General features: G+C 48.3%; 14 protein-coding genes and 1 pseudogene. 14 read left to right on the top strand and 1 reads right to left on the bottom strand.

From position 1 onward, the window contains the following. The 8 genes and pseudogenes from ABY802_RS02100 to argH form a co-directional block, all read left to right on the top strand. Nucleotides 1–686 (top strand): annotated as a pseudogene (locus ABY802_RS02100) (homoserine dehydrogenase); the annotation flags it as partial. A gap of 24 nt (nucleotides 687–710) precedes the next feature. Beyond that, nucleotides 711–1604: a methylenetetrahydrofolate reductase gene (gene metF / locus ABY802_RS02095; protein WP_372625351.1), complete on the top strand. Its 894-nt coding sequence runs from the start codon at nucleotides 711–713 to the stop codon at nucleotides 1602–1604. Nucleotides 1605–1693: 89 nt separating this feature from the next. Next, nucleotides 1694–4591: a diguanylate cyclase gene (locus ABY802_RS02090; protein WP_372625350.1), complete on the top strand. Its 2898-nt coding sequence runs from the start codon at nucleotides 1694–1696 to the stop codon at nucleotides 4589–4591. 137 nt (nucleotides 4592–4728) lie between these two features. Next, nucleotides 4729–5760, top strand: a complete 1032-nt coding sequence (gene argC, locus ABY802_RS02085) for an N-acetyl-gamma-glutamyl-phosphate reductase (RefSeq protein WP_372625349.1) — start codon at nucleotides 4729–4731, stop codon at nucleotides 5758–5760. Continuing rightward, nucleotides 5757–6527 (top strand): acetylglutamate kinase, encoded by a 771-nt coding sequence (gene argB, locus ABY802_RS02080; RefSeq protein WP_372625348.1) that lies wholly within the window; start codon nucleotides 5757–5759, stop codon nucleotides 6525–6527. The genes argC and argB overlap by 4 nt, the downstream gene beginning before the upstream one ends. Before the next feature lie 72 nt (nucleotides 6528–6599). After that, nucleotides 6600–7514: an ornithine carbamoyltransferase gene (locus ABY802_RS02075; RefSeq protein WP_372625347.1), complete on the top strand. Its 915-nt coding sequence runs from the start codon at nucleotides 6600–6602 to the stop codon at nucleotides 7512–7514. Between the two features lie 7 nt (nucleotides 7515–7521). After that, a complete protein-coding gene (locus ABY802_RS02070) occupies nucleotides 7522–8727 on the top strand; it encodes an argininosuccinate synthase (RefSeq protein ID WP_372625346.1) in 1206 nt (401 codons plus the stop codon). Between the two features lie 5 nt (nucleotides 8728–8732). Beyond that, nucleotides 8733–10124 carry an argininosuccinate lyase gene (gene argH / locus ABY802_RS02065; RefSeq protein ID WP_372625345.1) on the top strand — a complete coding sequence of 464 codons (1392 nt, stop codon included), beginning with the start codon at nucleotides 8733–8735 and terminating at the stop codon, nucleotides 10122–10124. A gap of 113 nt (nucleotides 10125–10237) precedes the next feature. Here argH and ABY802_RS02060 read toward each other — a convergent pair whose 3' ends face one another. Next, a complete protein-coding gene (locus ABY802_RS02060; RefSeq protein WP_372625344.1) occupies nucleotides 10238–12895 on the bottom strand; it encodes a penicillin-binding protein 1A in 2658 nt (885 codons plus the stop codon). A gap of 153 nt (nucleotides 12896–13048) precedes the next feature. On the opposite strand from ABY802_RS02060, the gene ABY802_RS02055 reads away from it, so the two are divergent. The 6 genes from ABY802_RS02055 to aroK all read left to right on the top strand — a co-directional run bounded on the left by ABY802_RS02055 (nucleotide 13049) and on the right by aroK (nucleotide 18612). Continuing rightward, complete coding sequence (locus ABY802_RS02055; protein ID WP_372625343.1) at nucleotides 13049–14128, top strand: pilus assembly protein PilM; 1080 nt, start codon at nucleotides 13049–13051, stop codon at nucleotides 14126–14128. Then, entirely contained in the window at nucleotides 14116–14712 is a 597-nt protein-coding gene (locus ABY802_RS02050; RefSeq protein ID WP_372625342.1) for a PilN domain-containing protein, read from the top strand. The genes ABY802_RS02055 and ABY802_RS02050 overlap by 13 nt, the downstream gene beginning before the upstream one ends. Further along, nucleotides 14709–15308, top strand: coding sequence for a type 4a pilus biogenesis protein PilO (locus ABY802_RS02045; RefSeq protein WP_372625341.1), 600 nt, complete (start codon nucleotides 14709–14711; stop codon nucleotides 15306–15308). The genes ABY802_RS02050 and ABY802_RS02045 overlap by 4 nt, the downstream gene beginning before the upstream one ends. Beyond that, nucleotides 15305–15841 (top strand): pilus assembly protein PilP, encoded by a 537-nt coding sequence (locus ABY802_RS02040; RefSeq protein ID WP_372625340.1) that lies wholly within the window; start codon nucleotides 15305–15307, stop codon nucleotides 15839–15841. The genes ABY802_RS02045 and ABY802_RS02040 overlap by 4 nt, the downstream gene beginning before the upstream one ends. An 18-nt stretch (nucleotides 15842–15859) precedes the next feature. Further along, a complete protein-coding gene (locus tag ABY802_RS02035; protein WP_372625339.1) occupies nucleotides 15860–17926 on the top strand; it encodes a type IV pilus secretin PilQ in 2067 nt (688 codons plus the stop codon). A gap of 167 nt (nucleotides 17927–18093) precedes the next feature. Beyond that, on the top strand, nucleotides 18094–18612 hold the full coding sequence (gene aroK, locus ABY802_RS02030; RefSeq protein WP_372625338.1) for a shikimate kinase AroK: 519 nt from the start codon (nucleotides 18094–18096) through the stop codon (nucleotides 18610–18612). The last annotated feature ends 11 nt before the right edge of the window (nucleotides 18613–18623 follow it).

Below are 18623 nucleotides of genomic sequence, written 5' to 3'. Positions count from 1 at the left end.
CGCAGCTTAGCTGGCGCAGTAATACCACGGTTGGTGCCGGTATTCCGGTGCAACAGGTCATTAAATCCTTGCTGCAAAGTGGCGATGGCATTAGCCGGGTAAGCGGGATATTTTCCGGCACCTTATCCTGGTTGCTTTGCAAGTATGACGGCAGCGTGCCGTTTTCAAGCTTGCTTGCGCAAGCGGCTGAGCTGGGTTTTACGGAGCCGGATCCAAGAGATGATTTATCGGGTATTGATGTACAGCGCAAGTTGTTGGTGCTGGCCAGAGAGCTGGGGCTGAGCCTGGAGTTAGAGCATATTAGCTTACAACCCTTGATGCCCGAAGCGCTGTGCGCCGGCAGTTGGGCTGATGCCTGGCAACGGCGCGAGTTACTGGACAACATGCTGGCCAGCGCGCTGGCTGACGCTAAGGCCTCTGGCAAGGTATTGCGCTATGCCGCAAATCTAACCCTTACCGACAGTGGGCCACGGGCTGAAGTGAAACTGTTACAGGTAGCGCCTGATGAGCCGCTTGCCGCGCTGGCACCCTGCGACAATATTTTTGTGATAGAAAGCCAATGGTACAGCGCTAACCCGTTGGTGTTAAAAGGTCCGGGGGCCGGTAAGCAAGTTACCGCCGGTGGTATTCATGCTGATGTTGCCCAGTTGTGTCAGCAGCTTATATTAACTGGCGCAAGCCGTTAGTTTTATGGTTTAACGAGAGTAATTATGGCTTTTGCAAATGCCCGGTATCTGGATGCTATTAACCGCAACCTGCACGATGTGCAGGGTAAGGTTAACGTTAGCTTCGAATTTTTTCCTCCCAAAACACCGCAGATGGAACAAACATTGTGGCAGTCGATTGAACGATTGGCGCCGTTAGCCCCGTCTTTTGTATCGGTAACCTATGGTGCGAATTCCGGTGAGCGTGATCGCACGCATGATATTATCAAGTCAATTAAACAGCGCACTGGCTTAATTGCAGCACCACATTTAACCTGTGTCGATGCCAGTAAGGATCAGCTTATTGAAATTGCTCGCGATTACTGGGATAACGGCATACGGCATATTGTTGCTTTACGCGGCGATTTGCCGCCCGACAGTGCGGCAATACCAGAATTGTATGCAGCAGATTTGGTGAAAATTCTGCGCTCAGTGGCTGATTTTGATATTTCTGTGGCAGCCTATCCTGAAGTGCACCCACAAGCGCCTAACGCCCAGTTCGATTTGCTTAATTTGAAACGCAAAGTAGAAGCGGGCGCATCAAGAGCCATCACGCAGTTTTTCTTTGATATTGAAAAGTTTTTACGCTACCGCGATCGCTGTGCAGCAATAGGCATCGATGTTGATATTATTCCAGGCATTCTGCCGGTTACCAACTTTCAACAGTTGCAAAAATTTGCCGGCCTGACCAATGTGGCTATCCCGGACTGGATGAACAAAGCCTACCAGGGGCTGGAAAGTGATCCGACGACCCGCAATCTGGTTGGGGCAAATATTGCGATGGAGATGGTCAAAGTACTGAGTCAGGAAGGCGTTGATCAGTTCCACTTTTATACCTTGAATCGCAGTGAGCTAAGCTACGCTATATGTCACCTGTTAGGCGCAAGGCCGGTACTTTAGCCATTCCTGTTGCATGATGCTTCACAAGTAACGGCAAAAGCGGTAATCTTGTCGTTGCAAGTTTAGTTTTCTCGAGACAGGGATTGGCCATGCCGTTGTTAACTGTTTGCCGGCGCAGTGTGTACGGCCTGCTTTGGTTGTTGAGTGGATTGCTGGTTCTGCCAGCTGTCGCGACGCCAGCCGCTACAACAAATGATGATATGGTCAGCCTTGATAACTACTTCAGCGAAAGCTGGAGCACCATCGATGGGTTACCTCACAACACGATTAATGCGATTGCCCAAACCCCAGATGGTTACTTGTGGTTTGCCACCTGGGAGGGGGTTGCCCGTTTTAACGGTCGTCGCTTCGACATTTTTGAGCGCAACGAGCAAACCGGTCTGCCTGACTCAGGGATCCGTACCTTGAGTGTAGCCGCAGACGGTGATCTTGTAGTCGCTGGGTCCCGTGGTGGCATCGCCAGGATTACAGGCTACCAGTGGCAAAGTTACCCTCCACTTGGCGTGCTGATCAATAAAGCAATAGTCGACAGTCAGCAACGGCTTTGGTTAGCAACTGAAGGAGCAGGCGTAATTATGCAACTGCCCGATGGTAGTCGGCGCCAGTTCACCGTAGACAATGGTTTACCTGCTAATGCCGTTCATAGTTTATTTGAAGACGACCAGGGTCAGATTTGGGTTGGAACCATGGCCGGTCTGGCATTAATCGATAGTCAATTAGCGTTAAGCCAACAATTTACCGCGCAGCTTTCTCTGCCGGTATTTGCGCTCGCTGCCAATAACGAGCAGCAGTTGCTGATCGGCACAGAGCGCGGTTTATTTAAACTGAATGAACAACAGCAATTAATCAGATTACTGACAGATGTGCCGGTAGCTACCTTGTTACCTGAACGCTCAGGCGTACTTTGGATAGGCACGGTAGATCGCGGTTTATTGCGACTGGTTAATGATGAGCTGGAGCAACTGAGCATTGAGCAAGGCTTGCCCAATAACCGGGTACTGGCGTTGTTTAGAGATAAAGAGCGTAGCTTGTGGGTCGGCACCAATGGAGGGATATTCCGCTTGCGTGACGCACCATTTACTACGTACACCAGCGAGCAAGGGTTGGCGGACAATTACGTCCGAACCGTTATGTCTGATCAGGCTGATTGCGTTTATGTCGGCAGTAGCCGGGGCCTCGATCAAATTTGCAATGGCACTATCCGCAATATTGACCTCTCAAGTCATGCCGCCGGGCAATCGATACTGAGTCTGGCGCAGGGGGCGCAGCAAAGCCTGTGGATCGGCACCTATACCGACGGCCTTTTACATTATGCAAATGGCGAGATAGTGGCGCACTATCGCAGTGAAGATGGTCTGGCAGCGAATGAAGTGCGGGCTATTCTGCCAATGCCAGATGGCTCAGTGTTGGTTGGTACCTCGCAGGGGCTTACATTAATTGACCAGGGACAGCTGACTACACCAGTAGTCGCAGGAACACTGCCTTCTCCCTTTATCATGGCGTTGCATCGAACCCTTGATGGTAGGGTATTTATTGGCAGCGGTGCCGGTGTATCGATATGGCATAACAATAAGATACGTCAACTTGATTTCAGCGTGTTAGATCAGGCCGAGTACGCGTTTGGCTTCCTGGAGGACCCCGACGCTGGTATTTTATGGATGACGACTGACCGGGGTCTGGTGGCATTTGATTTGGCTAGCGAACAGCTTGCTCTGGTTGGCAGAGCCCATGGCATGCCGTTTGATAAACTGTTTCAGCTGGTTATTGATAAACAACAGCACTTCTGGATATCCACTAACCGGGGGGTGCTTCGCCTGGGCAGGCAACAAGCGCTTGATGTGGTTTATGGTCGGCGCGATCAGATAAATTATGAGCTCTTTGGTGAAAGTGACGGTATGGCCAGTGCACAGGCTAATGGCGGTTCTTCACCAGCGGCCAGTTTGCATAATGATGGCTCGGTGTGGGTTGCTACCTCTGTCGGGGTCAGCAAGGTGCAACCAGCCAGGTTAACATCGTTTTCTGCCGTCATTCCGCCGGTGGTGCTGGAAAAGCTGATGGCGGATGGTAAAGAGTACGCGCCAGAGCAGACGATTGAACTGGCTGCTGGCACCAGCCGGATAGAACTGGAATATGCCGGCCTTGGCTATATTATGCCGCAGCGCATTCAGTACCGTACTATGCTGGAAGGCTTTGAACAGGACTGGGCCGTGCGTGGTACCCAGGCAAATGTGCAATATACTAATCTGGTCCCGGGCAAGTACCGGTTTAACGTTGCGGCCTCATATCCTGATGGTGGCTGGAGTCCTGCGGCAACGGTATCATTTAGGATTGCCCCTCACTTATGGCAACGGCCATTGTTTCAGTTGCTGGTTGTGCTGGTGCTTGCAGTGCTGGTTATCGGTGTGGTTCGTTGGCGTCTTGGCAGTTTAAAGCGCAGCGAATTAAAACTGAAATTACAGGTTGCTGAAAAAACGGCTGAATTGGCTGCGTTAGCCAGACTGGATTCATTGACCGGTCTGGCTAACCGCCGGGCATTTGATGAAGCAATGCAGCATGAGTTGAAGCGGGCGAAGCGCCAAAAGGAACCACTTTGTCTGGCGTTACTCGATATTGACCATTTTAAAAAGGTCAATGATAACTGGTCGCATACGGTAGGTGATGCAGTATTAAAGCGGGTAGCCGCAACCCTGCAAAAACATTGTCGCGATATTGATTCGCTGGCTCGTTGGGGCGGCGAAGAGTTTGTTATTTTATTGCCAGATACCCCGATATCCTTAGCCGAGGAAGTCTGCGACAGACTCCGACAGCAGGTAGCCCGTGCTGATTACACTGATATTGTTGCTGACTTGACCATTACGCTAAGTATCGGCGTAGCGATACTTGACGATAACGATGATGGCAAGCAATTGCTTATTGATGCAGACAGGGCATTGTATCAGGCAAAAAACCATGGTCGCAATACGGTGATTATTAACGATAACAGCTAAGACTGTTACATGATAAGTTTAGATAAAAATTCACAAAAACAGCATAATTATTGTTGATTCTGCATGTTTGCCGTTCTACACTAGCAGCCGTTATATGCTATAACTTTTAGCTGGTTTTGCAACTGAATAGGGTAAACATGTCTTTAGTGCCATCTTCCGATCCAAAAATTCGCAGTGCAGTGTTAGGTGCAGCGGGCTACAGCGGTGCTGAGCTATGCGCTTTGCTGGTAGCCAACCCTTATTTTTCACTCGATTATGCTTTTGCGTCTGCGGGTCGCACCGCCGAGCCATTCAGTAATTTATATCCGCGCTTTACTAATTCGATAGATATTATGGTAGAGCCCTGGCAGGATGAAAGGATTGGCGGCTTGGCGGTTGACGTCGCTTTTCTGGCATTGCCGCACGAAGCTAGTGAAGCGGTTACACCATTGCTGTTGGCCGCTGGTATAGTGGTGGTCGATTTATCAGGGGCGTTCAGGCTAAAACAGCCTGCGCTGTATCCTAAATACTATGGTTACCAGCATCAGCATCCGGAGCTGCTAGACGAAGCGGTATATTGCCTGATGGAGTGGCTGAAGGAGACTCCAAAAAATCTGATTTCTGTTCCTGGCTGTTATCCAACCGCCTGTTCACTGGCGTTGTTACCACTGGTAAACGGTGGCTTGCTGGCGGAGCAATGCATCCCGGTGATTAATGCGACCAGTGGTGTGTCAGGCGCCGGGCGCAAAGCCGCGCTTAGTACCTCTTTTTGTGAAGTGGGTTTAAATGCCTATGGGTTTTTTGGCCATCGTCATCGTCCTGAAATTGAACAAAACCTCGGCCGCAAAGTGGTCTTTACCCCTCATTTGGGCAATTTTAAACGCGGTATTCTTGCTACCAGTGTGGTGACGTTAAAGTCTGATGTCAGTCCACAGCAAGTAAAAAGCGCCTTTACTGAGGCTTATCAGCATAAACCGTTGGTCCGTTTATTAAATCAATCGCCGAATGTCGCTAACGTAGCCGGTACGCCCTATTGCGACCTGTACTGGCAGCAAGATGGCGAGCAGTTGGTGGTGGTGTCAGCCATTGATAACCTGTTAAAAGGCGCTGCAGCGCAGGCAATGCAGGCCGCTAATGTACGTTTTAATAAGCCAGAAACCGCGGGCTTGTTCGGTGGGGTGGCGGTATGAATACCTTACCGCTGGTAATAAAAATGGGCGGCCGCTTATTACAGGAACGCCCTGCGCTGGATGCATTGCTTGCTGTGTGCTGTCGGCTCAAGCAACAGCGGCCTGTGGTACTGGTGCACGGCGGTGGCGATCAGGTCGATCTCTGGTTGGCAAAATTTGGCTTTAGCACTGAAAAAATTGATGGCCAGCGTGTATCCCCTGCAGAACAAATGCCGGTAATCACTGGCGCGCTGGACGGTGCAGTTAATGCAGAGTTAGTGAGCCGGGCGATGCAGCAAGGCTTGGATCCGGTGGGGCTGAATCTGTCTGCCGGTGCCAGTTTGAAGTTTACGGTTAATACTAAGCTTGGGGCGGTTGGTCTGGCAAAGGCGAATAGTGCAACGCTGATCCAGTTATTACTGGAGCAGGGGTTCACGCCGGTATTCAGCTCAGTGGGCATTGGTAGCGAAGGCCAGTTGTTGAATGTAAACGCAGATTTGGCCGCTGCCGCCATTTGCCAGCTCGTACAGGGCGAATTAGTCTTGCTGACAGATGTTCCGGGTATTCTGGACAGCCAGATGCAACTTATTGCCGAGCTCAGTCCCGCCGGGGCTGCTGAGCTGGTAGCCAGTGGCGTAATCAAAGGCGGTATGAAAGTAAAACTGGATGCGGCCCTGGAAACCGGCCTGGCACTGCAGCGCAATATCATTGTTGCGGGCTGGCAACAGCCAGAGAATTTATTAAAACTGATGCAGAACGAGCCGGTAGGCACCTGCATTTTATATTAAACCCGCTGCAGTATAAAACAGTGTACTGATGGCATAACCTGGGAAACCGCCTGGCGGATAACAGCGTGTTTTATGAGTAAATTAAGTCAGCTATTGTGCTTAGCGGATTTGGACCGGACCCAACTTAGTCAGATGTTGACATTAGCCGTAAAAATTAAGCAGAACCCGGCGCAGTATAGCTCGGCGCTGGCTGGCAAAAGCATCGCCCTGCTGTTTGAAAAGCCGTCACTACGAACCCGGGTTAGCTTTGACGTGGGAATTAACAAGCTGGGTGGCCACAGTGTTTATCTCGATTTACAAAATGGTGCCATGGGCGTACGTGAATCGGTGCATGACTTTGGCAGTAATCTGGCGTGCTGGACCGATGCGATAGTCGCCCGGGTCTTTAGTCAGAAAACGTTGGTAGAGCTGGCACATAGCAGTAAAAAGCCGGTAATTAATGCCCTGAGTGATTTATATCATCCTTGCCAGGCTCTGGCGGATTTACTGACGTTACATGAGCAATTTGGCGAGCTGAATAAGGTACATTTAGCCTTTGTTGGCGACGGCAATAATGTGTGTCATTCGTTAATGCTGGGCGCAGCAATTATGGGCATGGATTTAACCGTTATTACCCCTCCTGGATATGGCCCTGATGCCCACGTTTTATTAAAAGCACAGCAAATGGCAGCGAAAAGTGGCGCTAAACTGGTACTGAGTCAGCATTTATCTTCTGCCGCAGGGGTAGATGCTATTTATACTGATACCTGGTTGTCGATGGGTGCTAAAGCGGATCCAAAACAAGTTGGCCAGTTATTTGCCGATTATCAGATTAACACTGCGGTAATGCAGCGTTTAGCAGTAAAACATTTTATGCATTGTTTACCGGCGCATCGGGGCCAGGAAGTGACCAGCGAAGTGCTTGACAGTGATTATTCACTGGTATTGCAGCAGGCCGAGAATCGGATGCATGCTCAGAATGCGGTTTTAGTCAGTTTATTTAGTTGAGGTAATAATGAGTGTAAAAAAAGTGGTATTAGCCTATTCAGGTGGCCTGGATACATCAGCTATTGTGCCGTGGTTAAAGGATAACTATGACTGTGAGGTGATTGCATTTGTCGCCAATGTTGGTCAAGGCGAGGAAGAGCTGGCCGGCGTTGAGCAAAAAGCCATTAACTCAGGAGCCAGTAGTTGTTATGTAGTCGATCTGCAGCATGAATTGGTCAATGAGGTTATTTATCCAACGTTAAAAACCGGCGCCGTTTATGAAGGTCAGTACTTACTGGGGACTTCAATGGCCAGGCCGGTGATTGCCAGAGCACAGGTTAAGCTGGCACTGGAGTTGGGTGCGGATGCTTTATGCCACGGTTGCACCGGTAAAGGTAACGATCAGGTGCGCTTTGAAAGCTGTTTTGCGGCGCTGGCACCGCAGTTAAAAGTTATCGCACCATGGCGGGAATGGCAGTTTAACTCCAGGCAATCGCTGCTGGATTATCTGGCTGAAAAAAAGGTACCGACTACCGCTTCTGCTACCAAGATTTATAGTCGTGATGCCAATCTGTGGCATATATCGCATGAAGGCGGCGAGCTGGAAGACCCGTGGTGCGAGCCGTCCAAACAAGTATGGATGTGGACGAAATCACCCGAACAGGCGCCAGATCACCCTGCTTATGTTGAGCTGGCATTTGAACGTGGTGTGTTAACCCGGGTAAATGGACAGCAACTTGATGGGGTGGCCGCTATTCAATTTTTGAACGAGCTGGGCTCTGAACATGGCGTTGGCAGGATTGATATCGTCGAAAACCGGCTGGTGGGGATGAAATCCCGTGGTTGTTATGAAACACCAGGCGGAACAATCTTACTGGCTGGCTTAAAAGGGTTGGAAGCGCTGGTTTATGATCGAAGCTCACTGAAGTACCGTGAAGAGATCGGTCTGGAGTTTGCTCAACTGGTCTACGATGGCCGTTGGTTTACCCCATTAAAAGACGCGTTACTGGCTGCGGCCACATCGCTGGCAGAGCAGTTAACAGGGGATATCGTCATTAAGTTGTATAAAGGTAATGTTACTGTTGCCAAACGTCGCTCGGTTAATACCCTGTATTCAGAGGCTTTTGCTACCTTTGAAGGCGATGAAGTCTATGATCAGAAAGATGCTGCTGGATTTATCCGGTTATACAGTTTGGCCAGCCGGATCCGGGCAATGCATCAACAAAAGGATTAAGCATTATGGCTATGTGGGGAGGACGCTTTACGGAGGCTACCCTGAGCGAGTTTCGTGATTTTAATGACTCACTCAGTTTTGATTATTTATTGGCCCAACAGGATATTGCCGCATCCAGAGCCTGGACCAAAGGCCTGCAACACGCTGGCATTATTAGCGCTGACGAGGCCAGCCAACTTGAGCAGGGCTTGGCCGATCTGGCGATAGCAATCGAAGCTGATCCGCGTTTGCCATTGCAGACAACAGAAGAAGATATTCATAGCTGGGTGGAAAGCCAGCTTACCGCCAAGCTGGGGAGCGTGGCGAAAAAGTTACATACCGGCCGCAGTCGCAACGATTTAGTCGCAACTGATTTACGCTTATGGACCCGTTTGCAAGCGGGGACAGTGCGTAAATCGTTGTTGGCGGCACTGGCGGCATTGCTTGAGTTTGCTGATAAAGCTGAGCACGCCGTGATGCCGGGCTTTACCCATTTGCAGCGAGCCCAACCGGTGTTAGTTGCCCACTGGGCATTGGCTTATGTCGAAATGTTTAAGCGTGACCTGGGCCGGCTTGACGATGCGCTGGTTAGAATGGACAGTTGTCCGCTTGGTTGCGGTGCGTTGGCAGGTACCGGGATAAATATCGATCGCCAGGTTCTGGCATCTGAGCTGGGCTTTGGTAACGCGGCCTTAAATAGCTTAGATGCAGTATCGGACCGCGATTACCTGGTCGAACTCTCTGCAACGGCCAGCTTATGTATGACTCATTTATCCCGGTTGTCAGAGGATGTGATTTTCTTCTGCTCTGGTGAAGCTGGCTTCTTTAAATTGGGTGATGCGATCAGTTCAGGTTCATCACTGATGCCACAAAAGAAAAACCCCGACGTATTTGAGCTATTGCGAGGCAAAACTGGCCGGGTGCTGGGTCATCTGGTGGCCATTTTGCATGTGCTCAAAGGTTTACCGTTGGCTTATAACAAAGATATGCAGGAAGATAAGCAGGGCTTTTTTGATCTGATGCACAGTTGGCAGCAGTCACTATTGGTATTGGCGACCGTGCTGCCACACTTAACGGTGAACCGGCAACAATGCCGTAAAGCCGCTGAGCTGGGTTACAGCAATGCCACCGATCTTGCGGATTATCTGGTAAGCAAAGGTATGCCTTTTCGGGATGCCCATGAATGTGCCGGTGAGCTGGTATTAGTGGCCTCAAAACAACAACTGCCGCTGGAAGCTTTGAGCCTTGCCCAGTTGCAGCAGGTAAGCACCTTAATCAGTGATGATGTGTATCCCGCTTTAACCCTGGAAGCCGGCATGGCGCGACGGTGTGCATTAGGCGGAACGGCATCAGAGCAGGTTATGCAGGCGTTAGCCAATGCGAAACTCTGGTTTGAAAAAACGACTAACAATCGTTAGCTGCGATGAAAAGCTGACGATGGAAAACTAAAAAAGGCCAGCAAACTTGCTGGCCTTTTTGGTGGAGACATAGCATTAACTGTAATGTCAGTTAATGCTGTGTCTGGTCTACATCAAAACAGTTCAGATTCGTCCGGTTCAGCTTTCTTATCATTATCGAAATGAATTTGCTGCACGCTATTCTGACTATACTGGGTTGGCTCAGTACCAATTTTAAAAAATTCAAAAGTGCTGGTATGGTCGGTACTGCGGCTGAGTAAGCCACTGGCTAAATCAATCCGCACCGATGCCAGGCCAGTTGGAGGCTGCAAGGGTTCTTCCGAATAGCCAGGCAGCACTATTGCCATATAATCCAGCCAGGCAGGCAATGCAGTTCTGGCTCCAGACTCGGTCCCAGCACTCTGATCCTGGCCCATATTGGCATGCCACTGCGCCCGGCCGAGACTACGGTTGGCATCATCAAAGCCTACCCAGGTAGTTACTGCCGTGGCGGTGGTAAATCCGGAAAACCAGGTATCTTTAGAATCATTGGTAGTCCCGGTTTTTGCAGAAATGTCACGCCGTTGCAATTGTTGAATGCGCCAGGCCGTGCCATTCCAGCCAGTACCTTGACGCCAGTCGCCGCCACCCCAGACGCTGCTGGTCAGGGCATCGGCAATCAAGTAAGCATTCTGACTACTGATTACCTGTTCCGCTACTTGCGGTTCAACCGGCTCTGCTTCCGCATCTGGCTCGGCTGATTCATCCTGTTGCATGGCGTTAAACAACTCCTGTAACTGTTGTTCACTGTCAGCAGTCAATTCTGGCGCAGCCGTCTCGACGGTATCCTGTGTCAATTGGTTTGCAGACTGAGTCTGTGTCAGACAATCCCGACAGGCAACTTTTGGGTAATGTTGATAAATCACTTCATTCTGCTCATTCAGCACCCGATCAACGACAAAGGGGGTTACCAGAAACCCGCCATTAGCAAACGCAGCGTACCCGGTAACCACTTCGAGCGGCGTTAATGACGCAGAACCTAATGACAAAGTTTCGTTGCGAGGTAAATCATTAGCGGCAAAACCAAAGCGTTGTAAATGACGAATACTCTGGTCGATACCGACACCGCGAAGCAAACGGACTGACACGACGTTTTTGGATTTCGCCAAGGCTTCCCTGATCCGGATTGGTCCATCATATACCGGGGGCGAATTGCGCGGTCGCCAGGCAATACCCGCATTATCATCCCATTGATGGATCGGCGCATCATTCATTATCGAAGCCAGGGTATAGCCGTGCTCCAATGCCGCAGAGTAGATAAAAGGCTTAATATTTGAACCCACCTGGCGTTTTGCCTGAGTTGCCCGGTTAAACTGGCTCTGACTGAAACTGTAGCCGCCGACTAACGCCTGTATGGCGCCATTTTCAGGATTCACTGCAACTAAAGCGCTGCTTGCTGCCGGGATCTGGCTCAAACGCCATAGTGTATCCTGTTGCCGCACCATAACATGCATACCCGGCGCCAATATGGCGGCAGCACTTTTTGGTGCCACACCCTGACGCTCATCAGTAATAAAGGCTCTGGCCCACTTTAAGCCATCCCATTCCAGCGTTATTATCTGATCACTGGCCAGCAACACTTCAGCGCTTTTGTCTTTTACCGTAAGTACCACAGCAGGAAATAAATCCTCAATACCTTGCTGCTCACTCAAATAGGCCAAGATGTCGTTATGTTCGGGGCGGTTAGTTTCGTTGAACAATAGTATATCGGTGCTTTCTGTAGTTTCGGAGGAGTTGTTTGCTGCTAGCTCTGCTTGCCATAAAGTTGCTACTGGCCCGCGGTAACCATGGCGCTCATCATATTGATATAAGTTTTGTTGTAAGGCTTGCTTTGCCGCCTGCTGTTCCTTGCTTTGAATAGTAGTGTATACCCGGTAGCCTTCAGAATAAGCCGCTTCTTCACCAAAGCGCTCGATCATCTGCTGACGAACCATTTCGGCAATATAAGGTGCTGAAGCAGTGATCTGAGCGCCATGCAACTTGCTGGTAATCGGCGCTGCTAACGCAGTGCGGTATTCTTGTTCACTAATAACATCGATAGCGCGCATCCGGGTGAGTACCGTATCCCGCCGTTTTTTTGCGTTAGCGGGAGAACGGATAGGATTGAGTATTGAGGGCGCTTTGGGTAAGCCAGCTATAATGGCAATTTCATCCAGGGTTAATTCGGTCACGGTTTTACCAAAATACACCTGCGCAGCGGCACCAACACCAAAGGAACGATGACCTAATTCAATTTTATTCAGATACAGCTCAAGAATCTCATCTTTTTCCAGAAGGTTCTCAATTCGGAACGCGAGGAACACTTCTTTAATTTTGCGGATGATCTTTTTCTCCCGGCTCAGGAAGAAATTACGCGCCAACTGTTGAGTAATCGTACTGGCACCCTGACTAAAGTCGCCAGAGGATGCGACCACGGTCAGGGCACGCATTATACCAATAACATCTATACCAGGATGTTCATAAAACCTTGTATCTTCAATAGCTAAGAAGGCCTGAATCAGCAAAGGTGGCATTTCATCCAGTTTTAACGGGATCCGCCGTTTCTCACCAAATTGTGAAATAAGCTGGCCGTCGGCAGTATAAACCTGCATCGGGGTTTGCAGCTTTACTTCCTTCAATGTTGCCACGTCAGGCAGATCATTTCGGACATAAAAGTACATCGCAACGATCGTCAGGATCCCGGCGAAAAAACCAACCAGGCAGACTATTAAAAGTTTTTTAACCCAAGACACTGAATAACCCCAATTTTTACTCCCAATTCCTTTACAACGCTGCTAGTATATATTTATTGAGTGTCGATGAAACGCTTTTTCTTGCTAAAAAATAGCGTCTGAGCTAAGAATACGACAATAATAAACATAACTATAAAATGGCCGCAGGAAGCTATGATAAAAAGCCTGTTCAGTAAACAAACACCTATGATGGTTGGCATTGATATCGGTGCTCACTCTGTCAAGGCTGTGCTGTTAAGTCAGCACGGTAACCAGTATAAGGTTGAAGCCTTTGCTGTCGAGCCGATGATCAAAGGCGCGATGTCAGATCGAGAGATCCAGGATATCGAAGCCGTTGGCAATGTGATCGGCAAGATCCGTAAGAAGATCCCCAGGTCGATCAAATTCGCTGCCGCTGCGGTATCTGGATCTACTGTGATCAGCAAAGTGATCTTCATGGATGTGTCATTAACCGATGCTGAACTGGAAAGCCAGATTGAAGTTGAAGCGGATACCTTAATTCCTTACCCATTAAATGAAGTTAGCCTTGATTTCGAAAAGCTGGATGTGAATGAATCCGACCCTTCTAAAGTTAATGTGTTGCTAAGCGCCGCTCGTACTGAAAGTGTTGAAGCAAGGGTGGCGGCATTAGACAACGGTGGTTTCAGTGCCAAGTTAGTAGATGTTGAAAGTTATGCCTTAAGCCGGGCTGCTGAATTATGTTTGAAACAATTACCAGATGATGCAGCTGGTAAAGTCGTGGCACTGGTTGATATTGGTGCCACTATGACCTTATTAAGTATTGTTGAGAAAGGTAAGACACTGTATACCCGCGACCAGTCCTTTGGTGGTGAGCAATATACCCGCAGTATTTTGTCTTATTACAACAAAAGCTATGACGAAGCTGAACTGGCGAAAGTAAGTGGTGATTTACCACCAAACTATACCTTCGAAGTGCTGGCACCGTTTCAGACCATGTTACTGCAGCAAATACGGCGTGGCATCCAGATGTATCTGACCAGCAGTGGCCGCGATGCTGTGGATTACCTTATTGTCTCTGGAGGTACCGCGTTAATTGAAGGCATTGACCGGCTACTGATTGATGAGCTTGGCATCCACACTGTGGTGGCCAATCCATTTAAAACAATCGATGTTGCCACGTCAGTTGATCGTGAACAATTAAATAAAAGCGCCCCGCAATTAATGGTTGCCAGTGGCCTTGCCTTACGGAGTTTTTCATCATGGCATATATAAATTTACTGCCCTGGCGTGAAGCTGCGCGCAAAGAAAAGCAAAAACAATATGTAACCGTACTGGCGATGACTGCAGTAATGAGTTTTCTGGTGTTTTTTCTGATTAACATGGTTTATAGCAGTATGATCGATGGCCAGTATCAGCGAAATCGCTATCTGGAAAATGAAATCAAGGTGCTTGATCAGAAAATTGCTGAAATTCGCACCTTGAATGAAACAAAACGTAGTTTACAGCAGCGAATGAGCCTGATTGAACAGCTACAGGGCAGCCGAAATCTTGGTACAGAAATTATGTCTGAAATTGCCCGGGTAGTGCCATCAGGTATTTATTTGACGCAGTTAGAGAAAAAAGGCTCTAATTTATTATTAATTGGTCGCAGTGAGTCAAATAACCGGCTGTCTACGATGTTACGTGATGCTGAACAGTCTGACTTACTGGATAGTCCGCTGCTAGAGTTTATTGAAGCGGGTAAAGATGAATCACGGTTACTGAGTAACTTTAAAATGCATCTTACCGTAAAAGGCTATGAAGCGGTGCAGGATAGTGAGCCGGTTACACCCAGTGCGAGAGGTGGTGCACGATGAGCCTGAATTTCAATTTATCTGAAATTGATATCAATGATCTTGATATTGAGAATATGGGCTCCTGGCCCGTTGCAGCAAAAGTTATTTTCGCCATTATTTTGGCGGCTTTAGTTGGCACTCTGAGTTACTTCTTATTAATTGACAGCAAAATTGATGAATTAAACAGTGCTGAGCGAAAAGAAACGGAGTTGCGTCAGGTTTACCGCACGCGGTATGCCTCAGCAGTTAATCTCGATTTGTACAAACAGCAAATGATAGAAATGGAAAATACGTTTTCTTTTTTACTTAAGCAGCTGCCAACCACTCACGAAACCCCTGGCCTACTGGACGACATAACTTATGTTGGTACCACAAGCGGTTTAACTTTTCTAAGGATAAACTGGGAGCCGGAAATTGAAAAAGAATTTTATACTGAATTGCCGATTAAAATTGACGTGGTGGGTGATTACCATCAATTTGGTAACTTTGTCAGTGAGGTTGCCAAATTACCACGGATAGTCAGTCTGCACGATTTCTCCATCCAAACAGAGAAAGACGAACGTTTACGTTTTAATGTTACCGCGAAAACTTACCGCTATAAGGAGACTGCACAATGAGAAAGCTCATCTTAGCAGTTTCTGTTGCAACCTTACTCTCTGGTTGCTTTGATGACTTAAGTGAAGTTCAGGCTCATATGGACACTGTTAAAGCCAGCACTCAGCCACGAGTAGAGCCGTTACCAGAGGTTAAAGAGTTTGAGCATATAGCTTATTTATCTCAAAATAGTCGTAGTCCGTTTTCAGAGCCACGGCCTGAAGCCGTTCAGGATCGATTCTTGCAAGTTCAGGATTGTCTGCATCCGGATCCCAGACGGCGTAAAGAACCGCTGGAGAAGTATGCTCTTGATAACCTCAAGATGCGTGGAACCTTGGGTGATACCGGTAATATCTGGGCGTTGATCGAAGCGTCAGATAAAACCTTACACCGGATAACGTTAAATAATTATGTTGGTTTATTTCATGGGCGGGTAATTAGTGTAGAGCCAACTCATGTTGAATTGTTAGAGTTAATCCCAGACGGGGCAGGTTGCTGGAAAGAACGGACGACCATGATTCAGATGGTTGAAACTACAGCAATGGCGAGTAATTGATAGGTGTGCGAGTATATCATGGATAAAATAATCAAAAGAATTTCCCGAGGAATCACCGGCACCCAGCTGGCCGTGACAGCGTTATTGTTGTTCGCATTGCCCGCAGCAGCAGTCCCTTTGTTGTACGATGTCAGGTATAACCCCTTGCTCACCGGCGAAACAGAGATCGAGTTTATCTTCGATGAAGACCTTTATACAGATCCCAGTATTCAGGTGTTTAATGAGCCAGCGCGGATAGAGCTGTATTTCGATAACTCTGACTACGAAGAAAAACTTGAACAAGTGATGATCGATAAAGCCGGAGTTAAAAGAATAAAGTCTGAATTCCTCGGTGAAGGTTTTAAATCAACAATTTATCTCGATTATTTAAAGATATATCGCACCCGGGTGCGTGGCAATGTGTTCTACATGCACATTTCTGACAACCCGACTGCCGAGCAAGTGGGACAGGCAGCTGACGTAACACCTACTTACATCAACCGGGTTCAGGCCATAGATTTTCGCCGCGGCGAAAAAGGCGAAGGCCGGGTGTTAGTGTTCCTGCGTGAAAATACTGCAGCGGTAGATGTCAGTGAACGTGCGGGGAAGTTAATTGTTGAATTTCACAATACTGACATTTTGGATGAGTTGTTATATCAGCTGGATGTCATGGATTTTGGTACTATCGTTACCGGAATAGAAACTTTCAAAGAGGGCGCGTCGGCCCGTTTAGAAATTGCAACCAGTGATGCTTTCACCTACACCTATCAGCAAATAGACAATATTTTCACGCTTAATATTGAACGTGATACCACCAATCGCAGTATCCTGGGCGGTGGTCGTGAATATAAAGGCCGACCAATATCGCTGAACTTCCAGGATATTCCAATCCGGACAGTGCTACAAATTATTGCAGATTATAACGGCTTTAACCTGGTCACCAGTGATTCGGTTACCGGTAATATTACCTTGCGTTTAGACGGTACGCCATGGGATCAGGCGCTTGATATCGTGTTGCGGGTTAAAGGCCTCGATAAGCGGATGGATGGTAATATTCTGATGGTAGCACCTACCGAAGAATTATCAGCCAGGGAAGCGCGCGAGTTAGAAGCGAAGCAGCAGGTTGAGCAACTTGAGGCACTTTATTCTGATTATTTGACCATTAATTATGCTAAGGCCGCTGATCTGGCTGGTTTACTGGCCAACCGTGATGCCACCTTATTGTCCAGTCGTGGCAGTGTGGTTGTAGATGAGCGTACCAACACCATCTTAATTAAAGATACTGCCAAGAATATTGAAAGTGTTCGCAAATTGATCGAACGGTTAGATGTGCCGGTCCGACAGGTGTTGATCGAATCAAGAATGGTGACGGTACGCGACAGTGTTACCGATGAGTTAGGAATTCGTTGGGGCTTTAGTGACCAGCAGAGTACCAGTGGTGGCAACCGTGGAGTATCGGGTAATGCTAATGGCTCAAACGCGATTTCTACTGGTCAGTTTCCGGCACTGGATGATCGCTGGAACGTTAATCTGCCTATTCAGAATCCGGCGGGTAGTATTGCATTCCATGTGGCACGGTTAGCGGATGGTACCTTGCTTGATTTAGAGCTGTCAGCACTGGAGCAGGAAAACAAAGGTGAAATTATCGCCAGTCCGCGGATAACCACCTCAAACCAGAAAGAAGCGCGAATTGAGCAAGGTGTAGAGATCCCTTATGTACAGGCTGCATCCAGCGGTGCAACCACCGTTGAATTTAAGAAAGCAGTACTGAGTCTGACAGTAACGCCGCAAATAACGCCGGATAATAAAATTATTCTGGACCTGGTTATTACCCAGAATACCCGCGGTGAAACGGTTCAAACGCCAACAGGACCAGCAACAGCGATAGACACCCAGCAAATTCAGACCCAGGTTCTGGTAGATAACGGCGAGACTATCGTGCTTGGCGGTATCTATCAGCAGCAAATATTATCAACAGTATCGAAGGTACCTATGTTTGGTGACATCCCTTATGTTGGTGCTTTATTCCGGTCAAAACGTGATGTTAATGAGAAAAACGAGTTACTTATTTTCGTCACCCCTAAGATCCTGACTGAAGGTCAATAAAAGTGGTTTGATTCGGGAGCTGCATAGCAGCTTCCCGAATCAAGTCAGATTTAACTTGCCAACGAAAGGCCATTCCTGACATAATTCAGCGCTTCAAATTTTCGCGGGAGCCTTTTGGTCCTTCAATTCAACTTTTCATTGAGTAAGCTGATTTAGCACTACGACATATGGCAGAAAAACGTAATATCTTCCTTGTGGGCCCGATGGGCGCAGGCAAAAGCACTATCGGACGTCATTTAGCAGACATGCTTCATCTTGACTTCTACGATTCAGATCAGGAAATTGAGCGCCGCACCGGTGCTGATATTGCCTGGGTATTTGATTTGGAAGGGGAAGAAGGTTTCAGAGTTCGTGAAGAGACGGTCATTTCAGATTTAACCGAATTGCAGGGTATCGTTTTGGCGACGGGTGGTGGTTCGGTGATGAGTAAAGAAACTCGCAACCGCCTATCGGCACGGGGTATTGTGGTTTATCTGGAAACCCCGATAGAGAAGCAAGTAGCTCGGACGCAACGCGATAAACGCAGGCCTTTGCTGCAAACTGAAGAAGCCCCTCGCGAAGTGTTAGAACGGTTGGCTGCGGATCGAAATCCTTTGTATGAAGAGATTGCTGATTTTACCGTACGCACAGACGAACAAAGCGCCCGGGCAGTCGCAAACCAGATTATTGAACAGTTGGGTTTTTAACGAAAAAGGGA

Origin of the sequence: Arsukibacterium sp., assembly GCF_041616895.1 — a bacterium.
Lineage (GTDB): Bacteria > Pseudomonadota > Gammaproteobacteria > Enterobacterales > Alteromonadaceae > Alishewanella.
Note: the sequence above shows the minus strand (reverse complement) of the source record. Positions and strands in the feature narration are given on the sequence as shown.

Coding starts and splice junctions, on each gene's coding strand:
- ABY802_RS02055 (WP_372625343.1), top strand. CDS start 13,049: ATGATAAAAAGCCTGTTCAGTAAACAAACACCTATGATGGTTGGCATT.
- ABY802_RS02070 (WP_372625346.1), top strand. CDS start 7,522: ATGAGTGTAAAAAAAGTGGTATTAGCCTATTCAGGTGGCCTGGATACA.
- ABY802_RS02075 (WP_372625347.1), top strand. CDS start 6,600: ATGAGTAAATTAAGTCAGCTATTGTGCTTAGCGGATTTGGACCGGACC.
- ABY802_RS02040 (WP_372625340.1), top strand. CDS start 15,305: ATGAGAAAGCTCATCTTAGCAGTTTCTGTTGCAACCTTACTCTCTGGT.
- argC (WP_372625349.1), top strand. CDS start 4,729: ATGTCTTTAGTGCCATCTTCCGATCCAAAAATTCGCAGTGCAGTGTTA.
- ABY802_RS02090 (WP_372625350.1), top strand. CDS start 1,694: ATGCCGTTGTTAACTGTTTGCCGGCGCAGTGTGTACGGCCTGCTTTGG.
- argH (WP_372625345.1), top strand. CDS start 8,733: ATGGCTATGTGGGGAGGACGCTTTACGGAGGCTACCCTGAGCGAGTTT.
- metF (WP_372625351.1), top strand. CDS start 711: ATGGCTTTTGCAAATGCCCGGTATCTGGATGCTATTAACCGCAACCTG.
- aroK (WP_372625338.1), top strand. CDS start 18,094: ATGGCAGAAAAACGTAATATCTTCCTTGTGGGCCCGATGGGCGCAGGC.
- argB (WP_372625348.1), top strand. CDS start 5,757: ATGAATACCTTACCGCTGGTAATAAAAATGGGCGGCCGCTTATTACAG.
- ABY802_RS02050 (WP_372625342.1), top strand. CDS start 14,116: ATGGCATATATAAATTTACTGCCCTGGCGTGAAGCTGCGCGCAAAGAA.
- ABY802_RS02045 (WP_372625341.1), top strand. CDS start 14,709: ATGAGCCTGAATTTCAATTTATCTGAAATTGATATCAATGATCTTGAT.
- ABY802_RS02035 (WP_372625339.1), top strand. CDS start 15,860: ATGGATAAAATAATCAAAAGAATTTCCCGAGGAATCACCGGCACCCAG.